At 51.6% G+C, this 15,126-nt stretch carries 14 protein-coding genes; 10 read left to right on the forward strand and 4 right to left on the reverse strand.

Translation table 11 applies throughout. The annotated features are described in order from the left end of the window. Window position 1 precedes the first annotated feature (1 nt). The 6 genes from HH215_RS28120 to HH215_RS28145 all read left to right on the forward strand — a co-directional run bounded on the left by HH215_RS28120 (window position 2) and on the right by HH215_RS28145 (window position 5,837). Complete coding sequence (locus tag HH215_RS28120) at window positions 2–931, forward strand: ABC transporter permease (RefSeq protein WP_169282908.1); 930 nt, start codon at window positions 2–4, stop codon at window positions 929–931. Between the two features lie 32 nt (window positions 932–963). Next, window positions 964–2,133 carry an amidohydrolase family protein gene (locus tag HH215_RS28125; protein ID WP_169282909.1) on the forward strand — a complete coding sequence of 390 codons (1,170 nt, stop codon included), beginning with the start codon at window positions 964–966 and terminating at the stop codon, window positions 2,131–2,133. Beyond that, window positions 2,130–3,428, forward strand: a complete 1,299-nt coding sequence (gene codA / locus HH215_RS28130) for a cytosine deaminase (RefSeq protein WP_169282910.1) — start codon at window positions 2,130–2,132, stop codon at window positions 3,426–3,428. The genes HH215_RS28125 and codA overlap by 4 nt, the downstream gene beginning before the upstream one ends. 456 nt (window positions 3,429–3,884) lie before the next feature. Continuing rightward, window positions 3,885–4,085 carry a cold-shock protein gene (locus tag HH215_RS28135; RefSeq protein ID WP_041059099.1) on the forward strand — a complete coding sequence of 67 codons (201 nt, stop codon included), beginning with the start codon at window positions 3,885–3,887 and terminating at the stop codon, window positions 4,083–4,085. Window positions 4,086–4,162: 77 nt separating this feature from the next. Further along, complete coding sequence (locus HH215_RS28140; protein WP_169282911.1) at window positions 4,163–4,393, forward strand: cold-shock protein; 231 nt, start codon at window positions 4,163–4,165, stop codon at window positions 4,391–4,393. A 187-nt stretch (window positions 4,394–4,580) separates the two neighbouring features. Beyond that, window positions 4,581–5,837 (forward strand): NAD(P)/FAD-dependent oxidoreductase, encoded by a 1,257-nt coding sequence (locus tag HH215_RS28145; protein WP_169282912.1) that lies wholly within the window; start codon window positions 4,581–4,583, stop codon window positions 5,835–5,837. 83 nt (window positions 5,838–5,920) lie between these two features. Here HH215_RS28145 and HH215_RS28150 read toward each other — a convergent pair whose 3' ends face one another. Together HH215_RS28150 and HH215_RS28155 are read right to left on the reverse strand one after the other, a co-directional pair. Next, complete coding sequence (locus tag HH215_RS28150; protein ID WP_169282913.1) at window positions 5,921–7,156, reverse strand: S-layer homology domain-containing protein; 1,236 nt, start codon at window positions 7,154–7,156, stop codon at window positions 5,921–5,923. Between the two features lie 239 nt (window positions 7,157–7,395). After that, the gene (locus HH215_RS28155; RefSeq protein ID WP_169282914.1) at window positions 7,396–8,085 is read right to left on the reverse strand and encodes a (2Fe-2S)-binding protein; all 690 of its coding nucleotides are present in this window, start codon (window positions 8,083–8,085) and stop codon (window positions 7,396–7,398) included. Window positions 8,086–8,368: 283 nt separating this feature from the next. Between HH215_RS28155 and lplT the strand changes: the two genes are divergently transcribed. Then, window positions 8,369–9,610: a lysophospholipid transporter LplT gene (gene lplT / locus HH215_RS28160; RefSeq protein WP_169282915.1), complete on the forward strand. Its 1,242-nt coding sequence runs from the start codon at window positions 8,369–8,371 to the stop codon at window positions 9,608–9,610. Here lplT and HH215_RS28165 read toward each other — a convergent pair. Beyond that, window positions 9,586–9,882 (reverse strand): hypothetical protein, encoded by a 297-nt coding sequence (locus HH215_RS28165; protein ID WP_169282916.1) that lies wholly within the window; start codon window positions 9,880–9,882, stop codon window positions 9,586–9,588. The two genes, lplT and HH215_RS28165, sit on opposite strands and share 25 nt — an antisense overlap. Window positions 9,883–10,023: 141 nt before the next feature. Between HH215_RS28165 and HH215_RS28170 the strand changes: the two genes are divergently transcribed. Further along, complete coding sequence (locus tag HH215_RS28170) at window positions 10,024–11,874, forward strand: LTA synthase family protein (protein WP_310735509.1); 1,851 nt, start codon at window positions 10,024–10,026, stop codon at window positions 11,872–11,874. A gap of 38 nt (window positions 11,875–11,912) precedes the next feature. Beyond that, complete coding sequence (locus tag HH215_RS28175) at window positions 11,913–12,572, forward strand: phosphatase PAP2 family protein (protein ID WP_169282917.1); 660 nt, start codon at window positions 11,913–11,915, stop codon at window positions 12,570–12,572. A 65-nt stretch (window positions 12,573–12,637) separates the two neighbouring features. Here HH215_RS28175 and HH215_RS28180 read toward each other — a convergent pair whose 3' ends face one another. Further along, complete coding sequence (locus HH215_RS28180; RefSeq protein ID WP_169282918.1) at window positions 12,638–13,255, reverse strand: TetR/AcrR family transcriptional regulator; 618 nt, start codon at window positions 13,253–13,255, stop codon at window positions 12,638–12,640. A gap of 218 nt (window positions 13,256–13,473) precedes the next feature. Between HH215_RS28180 and HH215_RS28185 the strand changes: the two genes are divergently transcribed. Further along, window positions 13,474–14,976 (forward strand): MDR family MFS transporter, encoded by a 1,503-nt coding sequence (locus tag HH215_RS28185; protein ID WP_169282919.1) that lies wholly within the window; start codon window positions 13,474–13,476, stop codon window positions 14,974–14,976. The last annotated feature ends 150 nt before the right edge of the window (window positions 14,977–15,126 follow it).

The following is a 15,126-nucleotide window of genomic DNA, read 5'->3' on the forward strand; positions in this document are numbered from 1 at the left end:
TATGGATTTTACGTTGACGCTGCTTGTAGCAGCCATATCTTCCGGCACTCCGCTGCTATTCGCCACGCTTGGAGGAGTATTGTCGGAACGCGCCGGGGTCATTAATCTCGGAATCGAGGGCATGATGCTAATAGGGGCAGTCATGGCCTATATCCTGAGCGTAACGACGGGGAGCTTGACGCTCTCGATCGCGGCGGGAATGCTGGCGGCCGGCGCCCTCGGGTTATTGCACGCTTTCTTAAGCGTGTCGCTGAAAGCGAATCAGATCGTGGCGGGGTTAGGCATTACGCTGTTCGCGACAGGGTTGAGCAGTTACTTGGGAAAGCCCTACGGAGGACAGCAAGTTCCGAATTCGATTCCCGTGTTGCATTTGAATGGTTTAGATGCCATTCCGGCGCTAGGAAAGGTTTTCGGACATCTCAACGCGCTCGTGTGGGTAAGTTTTGTTGCCGTAATCATGATACACTTCTATTTGTTTAAAACCCCGTGGGGATTGCATCTGCGTTCCGTTGGAGATAGTCCGTCGACCTCGGATGCCGCGGGCATTCGGGTATTTCGGTATCAATATGCCCACGTGATCGCGGGTTCGATGTTATGCGGTCTCGCCGGCGCTTCGTTGATTCTCGTGTTTACGCCGAGCTGGAACGACGGGCTTACGTCCGGGAGAGGTTGGATTGCGGTAGCGCTTATTATTTTCGCCAGATGGAACCCGGTTCGGGCTTTGTTGTGCGCTTATTTGTTCGGGGCATTCGAGTCTCTGGGCTTCCGGATGCAGTTGCTCGAGAACGCGATACCGCCGTATTTTCTGAAAATGATGCCTTACCTCACGACGATAATCGTGCTTATGTTCGTCGGTTGGCGCAATCGCAATCGGCCGAACGGTCAACCGGAATCGCTTGGAGTGCCGTACGTAAGGGAGCAGCGGGTGTAAGTTGTTTCGGATGTTAATAGGAGGCTTTCTTGATGTCGAAGACGTTAATAAGACAAGTGCGTGTCGGACCGGAGCTCTATACGCTGGAGATTGACGGGGGTACAATCGTTCGAATCGATCGCGGCGATCGGTTCCCCCGAGAAGATGAGGACGGATGGGATGCGGAAGGGCTGCTCTATATGCCCGTCCTTGCCGATATGCATTGTCATCTGGATAAACATTTTATTGGGGAGCGTTGGCGATCGCGCCGAACAATCGACTCGCTTCCTAATCAGTTGCAGAGGGAAAAGGAGTTGTTGGCTTCCTTGACCGGGAGCGTGGAGGAGCGGGCTCGCATCTTGCTGGATTTGATGCTTAGCCACGGTACGACGCGTATAAGAACCCATGTGGACGTGGATCCGGACATCGGATTAAAGCATCTGGATGCGGTACTGAAAGTAAGAGAACAATACCGCGGACTCATGGAGATCGAGATCGTGGCGTTCCCGCAACAGGGGCTGCTGCGCTCTCGTTCTTACGGCGTCATGCGCGAAGCGATGCAGAGCGGTGCGGATGTGGTTGGCGCGGTAGATCCGGGCGGACTGGATCGAGGGATCGAGCCTTGCTTGGAGCAAGTGTTCGGCTTGGCGACCGAGTATAACGCGGGCGTCGACATTCATCTCCATGATCCGGGACATCTTGGCGTCTATACAATGGAGCGGATGGCGGAATATACGGAGCAATCCGGACTGCAGGGTCGCGTTGCGGTTAGCCACGCTTGGGGACTGGGACAGATTAGCGAATCGGAGTCCTCCGACATCGGCCATAAGCTGAGGGAACAAGGCGTGTCCGTCATTACAAGCGTTCCGATCGACCGTCAGATGATGAATGTCCCTCAGTTGGATTCGATCGGCGTAGATATTCGGGTCGGAACGGACAACGTACTGGACGCTTGGTCCCCGTTCGGCAGCGGAGACATGCTGGAACGTCTGGGCAGGTTGGCGGAGCGCTGTTACTGGGTCGAGGACGAGCAGTTGCTTGGCGCGTACCGCTTCGGAACCGATAAGCCGCTTACGCCGAAGGGCGGCGATGCCGCCGATTTCGTGCTTGTGAACGCAATGAATCTGGAGCATGCGATGGCTTCCGCGCCAGTGAGGGAATGGGTTGTGGTTAACGGCAAACCGGTAGCGGGAAGGCGGTTCGAGGGAGGAGGAAGAAGATGATTATCGTCAATGCGGCTCTTCGCGATCAAGAGGGGCTATATTTCATTCGGTTAGAAAATCGGACGATATCGGCAATCGGGAAGATGGGGGAAGCGCCTCGCATCGGGGAGGCTGGAGCAGAGGTCCTTGATGCGGAGGGGGGACTCGCGTTGCCTCCCTTTATCGATTCGCATTTGCATTACGACTCCGCGCTGACGGCCGGCGAGCCGAATTGGAATCGAAGCGGTACGTTGTTCGATGCCATCGAGCTCAACGGCGAGCGGCAAGCTTCGGCTACTCCGGAGGATTACAAGCGCCGGGCCGTTCAGACGATCAAATGGCAAGCCGCGCAAGGGATTCAGCACGTTCGAATCCACGCCGACGTGTCCGGACCGAAGCTGACTTCGCTGGAAACGATGCTGGAGCTCCGCGACGAGATGAAGGCATGGATGGATATTCAAGTGGTTGCCTTTCCGCAGATGGGTCTGATGGGCGGCGCGCGTGCCTTGGAACTGTTGGAAGAGGCGGCTAAGATCGGAGCCGATGGGATCGGCGGGATTCCGCATTTCGAGATGACGCGCGAGCTTGGCGTCGAATCGGTAAAGGCGACGTTCGACATCGCGGAACGGTACGACCGTTTCATCGATATTCATTGCGACGAAACGGACGACGAACATGCGAGATTCATCGAGGTCGTCGCGGCCGAGGCGATCTTCAGAGGGATGGGCAGCCGAACGACGGCGAGCCACGTGACGGCGATGCACTCGTATAACAATGCTTACGCGGCCAAGTTATTCGGGGTCATTAAGCGTTCGGGAATCTGCATCGTTGCGAATCCGCTGTCCAATATCAGCTTGCAAGGGCGGTTCGACTCTTTCCCCGTCCGGCGCGGAATCACAAGGGTTAAGCCGTTGCTCGAAGCGGGCGTTAACGTCAGCTTCGGACATGATAACTTCTTGGATGCCTTCTACTCTCTCGGAACTTCCGGCATGTTGCCCGTGCTTCATATGGGACTGCATGCTTGCCATATGCTCGGGTACGAAGATATCCGGCGGTCGCTAGACTTAATAACCGTCAACGGCGCCGTCACTTTAGGCTTGGGCGAAGATCGATACGGTCTCGTCGCCGGCCGACCTGCCAATCTAATCATTATGGACGCGCCGGACGCTTTCGAATGCGTTCGAACCCAAGCGGCTGTAAAATGGGCCGTACGCGGAGGTAAAGTTCTGGCCGCGACGCCTCCCGCGACAACGAAAATATTCGATCCCGCGACCGGCGATGCCGAAACCGTGGATTGGTTTCGCAGCGGGTTGTAGAGGGAACCGAGTTGACGGCCAGTATAAATTCCAGTCCGTAAGGGCGCGGTAGGCGTATTCGATCTCTTGAACGGCGGCCAACTGAGCGACGGACAGGAGTATACGGTCTCTCCCGTTGGGGAGTGGGCAACGGCTGCAGATCAGGTTACCCTCGGACGAAAACATCGGCATATTCCGTTAAATAATGGTTTATCCTATATCCGGTAACGCTTGAGTACTCGGCGTTGCCGGTCATTGTTTCATCGGTAAAGGAGTTGTGCGAATGAGGGCATAAGATGATTAATTAAGTTTGCTTTTTACGAAGGAACCTGTTATAGTAAAAACTATCGAAATCGTGACCTGGATTCACAAAATGGAAAGGGTTATAATTTTGAATTTAACCCTCGCCATGTTGTGGATTTTTTATTCGTATGAATAAAAAAGTTCATGAGGCAACAGAAGTTGGAGGTGAATTACATGCAAACAGGTACAGTGAAATGGTTCAATGCAGACAAAGGCTTCGGTTTCATCGAGGTTGAAGGCGGCAACGACGTATTCGTGCACTTCAGCGCGATCACGGGTGAAGGCTTCAAAACTTTGGACGAAGGACAACGCGTTCAATTCAACGTGGTACAAGGCAACCGCGGACCACAAGCGGAGAACGTTGTTAAACTGTAAATCCAGTACAAAAATGCCCTTAACAGTTAGTTAAGGGCATTTTTTTTGGTTATGCTATAGCAAAAGGGGGCTCGTCCATGTACTCACGGAAAAAGGTGCTTGAGGAAATTCCTGAAGAAATGACGGCGATCTGGTCTTGCACGAGTGAAAATTGCAATGGATGGATGAGAGATAATTTCGCGTTCGAAACGGCTCCGACATGCGGGTTGTGTCACATGCCGATGGAGAGCGGAACGAAGATGCTTCCGATGCTCGTGAATACGAGCCGGGATCAGAAGTCCCTTCGCAAAGGCGTTTCAATCGGATAACCAATTTTGTGGGAGAGCACCGCGTGAGGTGCTCTCTTTCTTTGTCTTAAATACTCGACTCCCTCGAGATTTTACTGTTATTTTCCATGACCGCCTTGATGACCGGGGTAACTGGTCATATGACTTGTCGGACATTTACGATGAGTAGGAATGGAAAAGAAGGTTAATCGGGAGAGGGAGAATAATTATGGACAAATCGTATGACGTCATAGTGGTAGGGGCGCGAATAGCCGGCTCCTCCTTGGCCTATTTAATGGCCAAGGAGGGGTATAAGGTGTTATTGCTGGATCGAGGGACGTTCCCGAGCGATACGCTTTCCACCCACAACATCTACAGCAATTCGCTCGGTATGCTTCGCGATATGGGGGTACTGGATGCGCTGTTGCAGACGAATACGAAGATTTACCGCAGGGCGCATATCGACTTCGACGGAGCGGTGATCGACGGTCTGTTCCCGGAGACGGACGGAATCAGGGGATGCTTGTGCATTCGTCGTAAATATATCGATCATATCTTGTTCGAGAATGCCAAAGCCCAGACGGGCGTAACGACGATCGAAGGCTTTCGCGTAACTTCCCTGATCGAGGAGGGCGGCATAATCTCCGGCGTGGTAGGAAAACGCAAGGATGGCGAGGGAGAGGACGAGAAATTTACGGCTCGTCTCGTCGTAGGCGCCGACGGAAGGATGTCCAAAGTCAGGGAATGGGCCGGCAGCGAACGCAAAATCGTCGTGCCGACCGACTTCGCCTCCTATGTCGCGTATGTCCGAGGCTTCGAGCAAGAAGGCGAGTCGCACGTGGAGTTCTATAAGAACCAGGATAAGTTGGCGATCGTGTTCCCGACCAGCGATCGTTTGCATGTTGTCGGGGTGATGTTCCCGCTAGTGGACTCGGCTTGGATGGAGAGGTTTAAGTCGAATCCCGCGAACGGCATTCAAGATTTGATCGAAGAAGGGTTCGCGCATACGACGTTGGCCGATCGCTTCAGGGTAGCGGAGTTTGCGGAGTCGGAATCCATTAAAGGATTGCACGGCTACGATAACGATTGGTACGTGGGCATGGGCCAAGGTTGGGCGCTGCTCGGAGACGCGCTAACCTTCAAGGATCCCGCGATTGGCCAAGGGATGCACGACGCGATATACGGGGCTCACATGCTTACGGAAATATTGTCTCAATTCGAGGCCGACGAATGGCAGACGAAGTGGGAGGCGATGAGCGGGGTCTATCAATCGGCCATGGAAGCGAAGCTCATGTCCCGCTTCTGGATGGGGTGCCAATTCACGCAAAATAAACCGGTACCGCCGGAAGTAGCGGCTGCTTATCATCTCGTCGCCAAGGATGAGCGAGCCAAGGAAACGTTCCTAGGCATGTACAACTATTCGACCGAACCGGAGGATCTGCAAGCGGAGATCGAGAGGTTGGTTGCAGGCGTCGGCGCGAAATAGCTGATCATGTCGGACCATCGCGCAACAGGGGCATCCAAGCCAAGCTTGGATGCCCCTGTTCATGTTCCTATACGGATTAATTGCTAGCCAAGCTTCTTCGTTATGGAGAAGATGACCGTTTTATTGCCGCCGTCGACGAGGATGTCTACCTTATCTTCGCCGATCGTAACTTGCTTGGAGGAAACCGTCTTTCCCGCTTCGACATGGGTGCAGACTTCATTGAACCACTTGCGGAACGTAGCAGCGTTATACCCGAACAAGTAATTGGAGAACGTTTCGACGGCCTCTTGATTACGCGCGAGCGTACCCTCGCGGAGCTGAATCGTAATTCCGTAGGCGTTATATTGCGGATCGAGCCATAATGCCGTTTCTTCTTGCGGCTTGGCAACGCCCGCGGATGAGGCCGTGACGGTATCTTTCTCTTTCTGATCCTTAAACAGCCTTAACGTCGTATCGAGCAATACCTGATTAGTCCCTCTTTGCTCTCCTGCCAGCTTCAGAACGTCGTAGGCGTCCCGCATCCGCTGATCGGGGAACACGATCGTTTTCATACCGCCGCCTGTCGTCGGAACGGCAAGCCGCAGCTTGTCCGAGGATGGGGCTATAACCGCGATTCTCTTCTCCTTGTTCGTAAGCCGGTTCAAAAGGACGAGCGCTTGAGCGCGGGTAACTTTGTCTCCGACGCCGAAGTAGCCGTTCGGATAGCCTTCCATAATTCCTTTAACCAATGCTTCCGCGATAAATTTCTGCTCGCGTTCCGTTGCGCTTCTAAGGTCGCCGTACGCTTGCGCAAGCTGCTGTCCGAACTGGGTGTCTTCCAGGAATTCGGTTTCCTGAAGCGTATAATAGAGCACCTCGGCTACGTTTTCCCTCGTCATATCCCCTTGGAAATCGCTGTAGCGGCTTCTGTTCAAGAAATGCAGATCGCTTGCGATATCGATGTAAGGCTTCGCCCAATAGCCGACGGTCGCGGACTTAAACGTAAAGTAACGGTAGTCCTGCTTGATTATCGTTTGATTCTCCGTACTCAGGGACTGCAGGAACGAAGGGGTGAAGCTGCGTTCTCCGTTCTGATGAATATCGGAGTAGGAGAGAATAAGCATCTTGATGAACTGGTCTACTTTAACGGGCTGATCCGGCTGGAAAGAGCCGTTCGGATAGCCGTCCAGAATCCCCTTGGCGACCATTTCCGTGATCGTTTTTTCGGCCCAATGGCCTTTGATGTCTTTAAAAGGCAAGGTCGTTTGTTCTTTCGCGTAAGCGGTGCCGCTGAAGCACAATAGCGCGATGATGAAGCTGAATACTGTCCGGCGACGCATGAGGATCCTCCCGATAATCGATTGCCGAATGATCGGCTTATTAAGCTAATCATAATCGGGATAAGTTGGAAACCGCCGCGATGACTAAAGTACTCAGAGAAACGAACGGACTTAGGTTGTGTTTCCTTTGGGTCTGGAGTCATGCATTCCTTGCGGGACAACGAGTTTGCCATTTTCCGCGGCAAACGCAACCGAACCGGCTGATCTTGCCAGCAGGTTCGGTTAGGGGGCGTTTATGCTTATGCGGTGCGTTCTTTCCTCTCCGCTTCAATCCGCGCCTTCAATTCGGAACGTTCTCCGTCTTTAAGGATCGGGCAATTATAACATTTCGTTCCGCTCTCTCGTTTATAGTACATACAGCATGCGGAGCGCATCATGATTTGACCGCCTGGTTCGTAAGGACTGTCGAGATAACAAGGGGTATGTTCGTAAGGGTTCTTCCTGCGGTTGAAGGTTTCCCCGGGCATGCCGGCCAGCAGCAAGTAATCCTCGTCGATCACTTGGCGAATCGGGCCTTCCGGGATGAGCTTCCGCAAATAATCCATTAAGTATGCGACGCGGGCGCCGTACTGGTTCCAGATGATCGCCGGTTTAAATCCGCCGGCCGATGCGGCTGCTTCCACGAGAGGATTCATCGTCTCGGAGAAGTACCGCGTCCATTCCGAGCGAACGGCAGTCTCTCGGCCTTCCGTCGGCAGCTCCGTCCATTTGATTTCCGATAACTTAAGAACGACATGCGCGTGGTCGTTGTGCGTTTCCAATTGAATCGTCAAGTTGTCTAAAGACAGATCCAATATCCGATTGTATTGGGACATGACGACTTGCTTGGTTGCCGCTAAACCGAAGAAGGCAAGTCCGATGTAGGAGACGGCAAGCTCCAGGCCGATTCCCTTGACGAGTCCCGAGCCCAGTTGAAGCACTTCTCTCATTCGATTCTCTTGAAGGATCAGAGGAGCGGGTACGGAGATAAGAGGGGTTTCGGAACCTTTGACTGAGATATGAAAGTGATCTTCGAACAGGGTCAAGTCCAATGGAATCCCATCCCGCTTTCTATTTGGTGATAATCATTATCATTTGTTATCCAAATGATAGCGTTGAAAGCTTGGATTTGTCAATTCGACGATCCTCTAGTTCTGCTAAACGATAGACAGATCGTCCGTTTTTGTTTAAAAATTACATCCGCTTAGGACGAACCTACCGAGAAGGAGTATAATGATATGGCTAAATATGAAGGGGTGGACGAAGTTGCGGCGGTTAATCAATAAGCTATCACCGTTAAATGCGGTCGTATGGACGCAGTTCTTAAGCGCGTTCGCGGATAATCTGAATTTCTTTCTCATCGTCGGACTGGTCAAAAGGGAAGGCGTATCGGATCCGGATGGGACGGTTACATATATTCAAATGGCGTTTCTGATCGCATACGTCGTGCTGGCGCCGATCGTTGGAGCCTTCGCGGACAAAAATGCGAAATCGCACGTTCTTCTGCTAGGAAACGTATTGAAATCGACGGGGATCCTGCTGCTATTGCTCGGAGTACCGCCGGTACTATGCTTCTTCTTCGTCGGCGTCGGGGCAGTCGTCTATTCTCCTGGAAAATACGGCATTTTATCGGAATTAACGAACAACGAGAAGGATCTGCTGAGGGCAAACGCCCAGGTGGAGGGGTCGACGATTCTTGCGATCTTGCTGGGTACGGTCGCCGGCGGTTTCCTTGCCGCTAGGTCCGACTTGCCGGCGATCATTGTTTGCCTATTCATCTACCTGCTATCGTTGAGCATGACTTTTTTCGTTCCGGTCAGGGCGGGCAATCCGAACATTCGTTACCAAAGCGCGGCGGGTCAATTTTTCCGCGACGTCGTTAAGCTCTTCCGGAACCGCAGAAGCCGGTTCTCCCTTATCGGCACGGGCGCCTTCTGGCTTACGGCTTCGGTGCTTCGGATTGCTCTCATCGCATGGTTGCCGATTAATCTGGGAATCGAGGATACGGACCAACAATCGATGATTATAGGCGTTACGGCGCTCGGAGTCGTCGCCAGCGCTTGGCTGACTCCTAAGCTAGTGCCGGAAGGCAGGCTATACCGGGGATTCTTCTACGGCATTGCTATGGTCGCAGCCGTTATGTCCGCTAACTTCACGAACGAACTATGGCTAACGGTCACGCTTCTATTTGTTACCGGCGTCATGGGAGGCATATTCCTCATTCCGCTGAATACGATGCTTCAAGAAGAAGGTAAAACCGTCATCGGCTCGGGCAGGACGATCGCCGTGCAAAATTTCGTGGAGAACGCGTTGACGGTAATGGGACTGTTCCTCTATCTGACGCTAAGACAGATGAACGTCCCCGTTAATCATTCGGTCATGGGCATAGGCGCGGTATTAACTCTGTTCTTCCTATACTTGGCCTTCCAGATCAGAGCTGTTAAAGCGGGTTATTCCCGCAAGGAAATGACGTGAACGAGCTGCTCGTTAGCCGTTATCTTGATGACGGCGTGTCCGGGATCGTATACCGCGTTCCCTAGACCAACGTCGGTTGACGACTCGGTGCCCAGAACGTAGAATAGGTCGTCGGCTAAAGTGCGGATGCAAATTTCTCGTTCATCCTTGCTAAGGCCCTCCCAATCGTCCGTTTCCATCTCGAAGGCTTCATAGAAGCGCGGAACCGTTGTCAAAGCGCGGGACAAGTCATCCAGAATCTGATCGTACTCTCTCGTATAAGCAATGGCCATTGGGATGCCCCTTTTCAAGTTTTGTTTCATTATACGCGACGCTGAAATCTTTAGCCAACCTTTAGGTGATCTTCCTATAGCTAACGCTTTAACACTGAGTTTACATTCGTTATAATAGATAAGGTTCCGGGGGTGAATGACGTGAAATCCATAAAATGGGGGGTTTGGCTAACCAAACCGTTCGTCTTCTTCACCGCTCTAATGGTGATTAAGATTTTTCTTGCCCGATTTGTTGTTTTCGATAGCTCATCCATGTGGATGCAACTCGCTACGGGGATCACATCCGTCTGGGTTTTGTTCTGCCTAATCGAATGGATTGCTCCTCGCAGAAAACTGGGCGTGTACTTGGCCGTTAATCTATTTCTAACGACGATCTTCTTCGCGGTCATTATGTACTACAAATATTTCGGGGTCATCGTCACTTATCATGCCTTGCAGCAAGTAAATCAGGTGACGGAAGTGAAGGGGAGCGTCTTTTCCTTGCTTCACCCGTACTTCTTGTTTATTTATACCGACGTTGTTGCGTTCTTGCTGCTGTTCTTCAGCCGTCGGTTTCGAACATGGGGCAAATCGCTTGCCATACGCGAATCGAACGTGCTGATCTCGGCAATCTTCCTGCTATCGTTGGCGGGATGTTTTACGAATATTTGGATTCATCGCGACAGCATTAACGAACTGAAGCAAGCGGAGAATATGGGAATATTGAATTATGAGGCTTACGCCGTATTCGCAAGCGCAATGAAAGACGTCGAAGACCCGAGCAACATAACTCCGGAAGCGATCGCCGAATTGAAAGGCGAACAGCAACCGGCCGTGCCGCTTTATTGGGGACAGGCGCAAGGAAAGAACGTAATCGTTTTGCAGCTTGAAGCCACGCAGAACTTCTTGCTTGATCTCAAGATCGAAGGAAAAGAAGTTACGCCTGTCATGAACAAGCTGATCAAAGAAAATATTTACTTCCCGCATTTCTATCAGCAAGTCGGGCAGGGCAATACGTCGGATGCCGAGTTCGTCGTGAACACATCGTTCTATATTCCCAAACACGGCGCCGCGGCTCAAGATTATGGAGACTTGGCACTTCCGAGCATGCCTAAAGTATTTAAGGAACACGGATATCAGACGGCGACTTTCCATACGAACGACGTCCAATTCTGGAATCGCAAGGAGCTCTATAAGGCATTGGGATTCGATCGCTATTACGATTCCGAGTTTTTCGGCGGCGAAGACATGGTATTCTTCGGATCGTCCGATGAAGTGCTCTACGCGAAAACCGCGGACGAATTGCTGAAGATGAGTCAGTCGGGCAAGCCGTTCTATTCGCAGATCATCTCGATGTCATCGCATCATCCTTTCAATATTCCGGAACGCAAGGTGCGGTTCGAGCTGCCGGAGAGATACCAGGATACGCTTGTCGGCAACTATATCCAGGCTCAGAATTATACGGATTATTCGATAGGACTCTTCATCGATAAGCTCAAGGAAAACGGTCTATGGGACAATTCGGTGCTCGTCATTTACGGCGATCATTTAGGACTGCCGATCTATTCGCTTAGCGACGACGAGAAGAACCTGATGAAGGAAATCTATGGTCGGGATTACGGGTATACCGAAATGATGAACATTCCGTTAATCGTGATCGATCCGAGCGCGAAGGAGCCGCAAAGGCTGAATCAAACCGGAGGACAAGTCGATATTTTCCCGACGATCGCGAACTTGCTCGGGATCTCTCTGGAAGGTCATATCCATTTCGGACAAGATCTGCTGAATGAAACGAGCAACTTGCTGCCTCAGCGTTATTACTTGCCTTCAGGTTCGTTCGTGAACGACAAAGGAATATTCGTGCCCGGACTGAACTTCGATGACGGAACGAACTTTCCGTATGACGGCGGGAAAGCTGCCGAGACCGATTCAACGGAAGATGAATATAATCGAGCGTTGGAGCTATTGCGACTTTCCGACAGTTACGTAAGCCAGTTGCCTAAACATGAATAAACAAAGGGCGTTATAGATATATATAGGGGGGTTAGATAGTGGTCTTCAAAAATATAGAATGGAAGAAATACGCGCCGTTAATCTTGATGCTGGTTTTTCCCGTCCTCGGATGGATGTACGCAATGACCAACAATATCGAAAATCAAGAAGTTTATCGGTTGGTCACGGGCGTCGACGAAGCGATACCGTTCGTTAAATTTTTTGCCGTGCCTTACTCGATCTGGATTTTCTACATTTACGTTTGCTTGATCTATTTCTTCATGAAGGATATTAACGTGTATTATCGTTCGTTGTTAACGTACGCGGTGTGCGCTTTGCTTTGTTATTTGATCTACTCCGTATTCCAAACGACGGTAGATCGTCCGATGATCGTGGGCAACGATCCGTTCTCCGAGCTCATGCGATACATTTATAACCGCGATCAGCCTTATAACTGTTTTCCGAGCATACACTGCTTCTCCAGTTATATGGTGATGAGAGCGATTTGGACCAGCTCTTTCCGTAACAAATGGAACGTCACGTTAATAACGGGGATGTCGAGCCTTATTATTATGTCCACTTTGTTCGTGAAGCAACACGTCATCATGGATGCGCTAGCTGCCGTTTTCTTAGTCGAAGTGGTCACGGCGGTACTGATCGTACTCGAAAGAAAGCTTCGCGTATCCCGCGAACGCCAGAAAGGTACCTACGGAGCATAATTATAGGAAAAAGGCTGATCAACTGTGCAGAATCGCGGTTCTGCTAAGAGGATCAGCCTTTTTTATTATTTTTTGGCGACTATCGTTCGACATAACTTGCGAAGGTGCTCTTTGACCTGATCCGCGTTGTAGCCCTTCTCGTGCTTGATGTGGAAATAACCTAGCGGAGACATGGCGCACATGAAGAAGTGGGCTGCGACTTCGGTATCGAGCGGAGCGCCCGAATCGGCTTCGATGATTTCATTCAGGAGCCCTGACAAGCTGTTCCTGAAAAATAGATAGAAGGGCGTTTGAAAAAAGTTGCCTCGTTCATCGTTGCAGTTCATTTTGGATTCCATCGCCATCATTAATCCGGATATCAAGCCGGACTTTTCTTCGATCGCGTCGATCCAGAAATCGATAATCCCGCCTAGCCGCTCGATGGCGGACGTCTGCTTATTGTTCTCAAGGTAATCTCTTATCTGCTCCATAAGCTGAAGGCTATAATCATCGAGAATATCTAAGCATAGATCCCCTTTGTGAGCGTATCTACGGTATAGAGTTGCTTGTCCGATGCCGGCCGTCTTGGCGATCTGATGCATGCTGACGGGCTGCACGCCATGTTCATTGAAGAGCTCATGCGCGGTCTGGAGAATTAACTGACGGTTCTCGACCGCGTCTCTACGTTCCCGACGAATGGACACATACTAGCCCCCTCGTTTTACAGAATTTTAACATTGAATCATGTTGACATCCGGACAATTGTCCGGTAACATCGAAATTAAGCGGACAATTGTCCGTTATCAATGCGGGTATTCCTTCGTAGGGTCCATATATACATATTGTACCGTTAACGAATGTTACGGTCAATGGTTGAGAGAGACTGCGCGGAGGAAGCTCTAAGATGGATAGGAGGCTATACATGTCTACCAAAGCAGCACCGGCTTCAACGGAAGCCCCATTTTCTATTCGTAGCATATTGGGGCCGTTAGTCGCGATCGTCGTAGGTATCTTCATGGTTATACTAGACGGAACGGCCGTTAACGTCGCTCTTCCCAAGCTACAGCAAGAATTCAACTTGTTGAATCTGTCGTTGGTTCAGTGGACCGTCATCGGTTACGCTTTAGCCCAGGCTGCGGTTATTCCTTTGGCCGGGTGGTTGTCGGATCGGTTCGGCGCCAAGAAAATTTTCCTCATTTCGGTAGGATTGTTTACCGCAGGGTCGTTGTTATGCGCGCTCGCTACTAGCGTCGAAACGCTAATCGCTTTCCGCATTATTCAGGGACTTGGCGGCGGCGTCGTCGTGCCGATCGCGATGGCGTTCATCTATCGCTTGTCGCCTCCCGGGAAAGTCGGAACCATCATGGGTATGATGGGGATCCCGATCTTGCTCGGTCCCGCGCTTGGTCCGGTCGTGGCAGGATGGTTCGTGGAGTATCACAGCTGGCAATGGATCTTCTTGATCAATATCCCAATCGGTATCATCGGTATCTTCCTAGGTATTCGCACTTTGCCTAATATCGAACGCCAGACGGTGGCGACATTGGATACTCTCGGCATGATCCTAGGACCCTTGGCATTTGCCGCTCTTGTCTTCGGTGTTTCCCACGGGGGCATCGATCCGGTAACCGGAAAATCCACTTGGTTGGATTGGCAAACGCTGGTCGGATCCGGAGTAGGCCTCGTGGCCTTGATCCTCTTCGTCATCGTGGAAATGAATCGCAAAAACCCTCTCTTAGAGCTTCGGGTTTTCCGTTCGGGTAACTTTACGAAAGGGATTATCGTGCAATGGATTTCGCAAATCGCGATGTTCGGAACGATGTTCCTTGTTCCTTTGTTCTTGCAGCAGGCTCACGGTTATAGCCCCCTTGAGACAGGCTTGATCATGCTGCCGCAGGCGTTGGCATCCGGCTTGTTCATGCCGATCGGCGGGAAATTGTCCGACCGTATCGGAGCCCGTCCACTCGTATTGGCCGGGATGGCCTTGACGGCGGTAGCCGCCTTACTGTTGTCCAACATTTCCGGAAGCTCCGGAATCGGATCGGTAATGCTGCCGCTTGCGTTGCTCGGAGCGGGTATGGGATTGTTCATGATGCCGTTGAACACTCACTTGATTCAATCCGCGCCCCAGAACCTGGTAGGACGCGTAACTTCGCTTACCAATGCGGCGCAGCAAGTCATGATGTCCTTCGCGGTCGCGATCTTAATGACGATCTCTTCGACCAAGATGCAGAACCTGATGGTCGAAGGAGGCAAACAGAAGCCCGACGTGGATCTGTATGCGTCGTCGTTCGGGTATACGTTCTTGATCTTGCTGGGAATTGCGATCGTCGGCGGTTTGCTGGGCTTAATGCTGCAGAAGCCGAAGAGAGCGGAAGGCGAATCCGCGGGCAATACGGAAGTTCCAATTATCGTAGGCCATTAATCGAGCGAAACGAAAGACAGGCAGCATTCCGAGTTACGGAATGCTGCCTGATTTATGGTCTGGATATTGGACGACCCCCGAGGACGAGTCCTTCGGGGGTCTAAAATATTGAAGCGCAACCGCGCGATTCTTCCTGAATTCACTTTCACG

This window comes from Cohnella herbarum (assembly GCF_012849095.1).
Classification (GTDB): domain Bacteria; phylum Bacillota; class Bacilli; order Paenibacillales; family Paenibacillaceae; genus Cohnella; species Cohnella herbarum.

Bases quoted from the DNA above. Each gene is read 5' to 3' on its own strand.
- HH215_RS28165 (WP_169282916.1), bottom strand. From the start codon at position 9,882: ATGGCCATTGCTTATACGAGAGAGTACGATCAGATTCTGGATGACTTG.
- HH215_RS28120 (WP_169282908.1), top strand. From the start codon at position 2: ATGGATTTTACGTTGACGCTGCTTGTAGCAGCCATATCTTCCGGCACT.
- codA (WP_169282910.1), top strand. From the start codon at position 2,130: ATGATTATCGTCAATGCGGCTCTTCGCGATCAAGAGGGGCTATATTTC.
- HH215_RS28125 (WP_169282909.1), top strand. From the start codon at position 964: ATGTCGAAGACGTTAATAAGACAAGTGCGTGTCGGACCGGAGCTCTAT.
- HH215_RS28135 (WP_041059099.1), top strand. From the start codon at position 3,885: ATGCAAACAGGTACAGTGAAATGGTTCAATGCAGACAAAGGCTTCGGT.
- HH215_RS28145 (WP_169282912.1), top strand. From the start codon at position 4,581: ATGGACAAATCGTATGACGTCATAGTGGTAGGGGCGCGAATAGCCGGC.
- HH215_RS28150 (WP_169282913.1), bottom strand. From the start codon at position 7,156: ATGCGTCGCCGGACAGTATTCAGCTTCATCATCGCGCTATTGTGCTTC.
- lplT (WP_169282915.1), top strand. From the start codon at position 8,369: ATGATATGGCTAAATATGAAGGGGTGGACGAAGTTGCGGCGGTTAATC.
- HH215_RS28185 (WP_169282919.1), top strand. From the start codon at position 13,474: ATGTCTACCAAAGCAGCACCGGCTTCAACGGAAGCCCCATTTTCTATT.
- HH215_RS28155 (WP_169282914.1), bottom strand. From the start codon at position 8,085: ATGAGAGAAGTGCTTCAACTGGGCTCGGGACTCGTCAAGGGAATCGGC.
- HH215_RS28140 (WP_169282911.1), top strand. From the start codon at position 4,163: ATGTACTCACGGAAAAAGGTGCTTGAGGAAATTCCTGAAGAAATGACG.